Here is a 2,500-nt window from a genome sequence, read left to right as displayed (position 1 = left end):
AATAGTCAGAGCCCGTTAACGGGTGATGGCGTGCCTTTTGTAGAATGAACCGGCGAGTTACGATCCCGTGCGAGGTTAAGCTGAAGAGGCGGAGCCGTAGCGAAAGCGAGTCTGAATAGGGCGTTTAGTACGTGGTCGTAGACCCGAAACCAGGTGATCTACCCATGTCCAGGGTGAAGTTCAGGTAACACTGAATGGAGGCCCGAACCCACGCACGTTGAAAAGTGCGGGGATGAGGTGTGGGTAGCGGAGAAATTCCAATCGAACCTGGAGATAGCTGGTTCTCCCCGAAATAGCTTTAGGGCTAGCCTCAAGTGTGAGAGTCTTGGAGGTAGAGCACTGATTGAACTAGGGGTCCTCATCGGATTACCGAATTCAGTCAAACTCCGAATGCCAATGACTTATCCTTGGGAGTCAGACTGCGAGTGATAAGATCCGTAGTCAAAAGGGAAACAGCCCAGACCGCCAGCTAAGGTCCCAAAGTGTGTATTAAGTGGAAAAGGATGTGGAGTTGCTTAGACAACTAGGATGTTGGCTTAGAAGCAGCCACCATTTAAAGAGTGCGTAATAGCTCACTAGTCGAGTGACTCTGCGCCGAAAATGTACCGGGGCTAAATACACCACCGAAGCTGCGGATTGATACCTATGGTATCAGTGGTAGGGGAGCGTTCTAAGTGCTGTGAAGTCAGATCGTAAGGACTGGTGGAGCGCTTAGAAGTGAGAATGCCGGTATGAGTAGCGAAAGACGGGTGAGAATCCCGTCCACCGAATGCCTAAGGTTTCCTGAGGAAGGCTCGTCCGCTCAGGGTTAGTCAGGACCTAAGCCGAGGCCGACAGGCGTAGGCGATGGACAACAGGTTGATATTCCTGTACCACCTCTTTATCGTTTGAGCAATGGAGGGACGCAGAAGGATAGAAGAAGCGTGCGATTGGTTGTGCACGTCCAAGCAGTTAGGCTGGTAAGTAGGCAAATCCGCTTACCGCGAAGGCTGAGCTGTGATGGGGAAGCTCCTTATGGAGCGAAGTCTTTGATTCCCCGCTGCCAAGAAAAGCTTCTAGCGAGATAAAAGGTGCCTGTACCGCAAACCGACACAGGTAGGCGAGGAGAGAATCCTAAGGTGTGCGAGAGAACTCTGGTTAAGGAACTCGGCAAAATGACCCCGTAACTTCGGGAGAAGGGGTGCTTTCTTAACGGAAAGCCGCAGTGAATAGGCCCAAGCGACTGTTTAGCAAAAACACAGGTCTCTGCGAAGCCGTAAGGCGAAGTATAGGGGCTGACACCTGCCCGGTGCTGGAAGGTTAAGGAGAGGGGTTAGCGCAAGCGAAGCTCTGAACTGAAGCCCCAGTAAACGGCGGCCGTAACTATAACGGTCCTAAGGTAGCGAAATTCCTTGTCGGGTAAGTTCCGACCCGCACGAAAGGTGTAACGATTTGGGCACTGTCTCAACCAGAGACTCGGTGAAATTATAGTACCTGTGAAGATGCAGGTTACCCGCGACAGGACGGAAAGACCCCGTGGAGCTTTACTGTAGCCTGATATTGAATTTTGGTACAGCTTGTACAGGATAGGCGGGAGCCTTTGAAGCCGGAGCGCTAGCTTCGGTGGAGGCGCTGGTGGGATACCGCCCTGGCTGTATTGAAATTCTAACCTACGGGTCTTATCGACCCGGGAGACAGTGTCAGGTGGGCAGTTTGACTGGGGCGGTCGCCTCCTAAAAAGTAACGGAGGCGCCCAAAGGTTCCCTCAGAATGGTTGGAAATCATTCGTAGAGTGCAAAGGCATAAGGGAGCTTGACTGCGAGACCTACAAGTCGAGCAGGGACGAAAGTCGGGCTTAGTGATCCGGTGGTTCCGCATGGAAGGGCCATCGCTCAACGGATAAAAGCTACCCCGGGGATAACAGGCTTATCTCCCCCAAGAGTCCACATCGACGGGGAGGTTTGGCACCTCGATGTCGGCTCATCGCATCCTGGGGCTGTAGTCGGTCCCAAGGGTTGGGCTGTTCGCCCATTAAAGCGGTACGCGAGCTGGGTTCAGAACGTCGTGAGACAGTTCGGTCCCTATCCGTCGTGGGCGTAGGAAATTTGAGAGGAGCTGTCCTTAGTACGAGAGGACCGGGATGGACGCACCGCTGGTGTACCAGTTGTTCTGCCAAGGGCATAGCTGGGTAGCTATGTGCGGAAGGGATAAGTGCTGAAAGCATCTAAGCATGAAGCCCCCTCAAGATGAGATTTCCCATAGCGTAAGCTAGTAAGATCCCTGAAAGATGATCAGGTTGATAGGTTCGAGGTGGAAGCATGGTGACATGTGGAGCTGACGAATACTAATAGATCGAGGACTTAACCATATAATATGAAGCAAATGTTATCTAGTTTTGAAGGAATATACCTTCATAAGTCTGGTAATGATGGCAGAGAGGTCACACCCGTTCCCATACCGAACACGGAAGTTAAGCTCTCTAGCGCCGATGGTAGTTGGGACTTTGTCCCTGTGAGAGTAG

At 52.1% G+C, this 2,500-nt stretch carries 2 rRNA genes (both only partly in view); both read left to right on the top strand.

What is annotated here, in order from left to right:
• A 23S ribosomal RNA gene (locus ACEWFJ_RS01025) occupies positions 1 to 2,347 on the top strand (it extends 574 nt beyond the left edge of the window).
• Between the two features lie 50 nt (positions 2,348 to 2,397).
• Positions 2,398 to 2,500 (top strand): 5S ribosomal RNA (gene rrf / locus ACEWFJ_RS01020) (it continues 13 nt past the right edge of the window).

This window comes from Bacillus sp. EA-CB0995 (assembly GCF_055814245.1).
The sequence above is the reverse complement of the archived record's forward strand: the minus strand, read 5'-3'. Positions and strand labels throughout refer to the sequence as shown.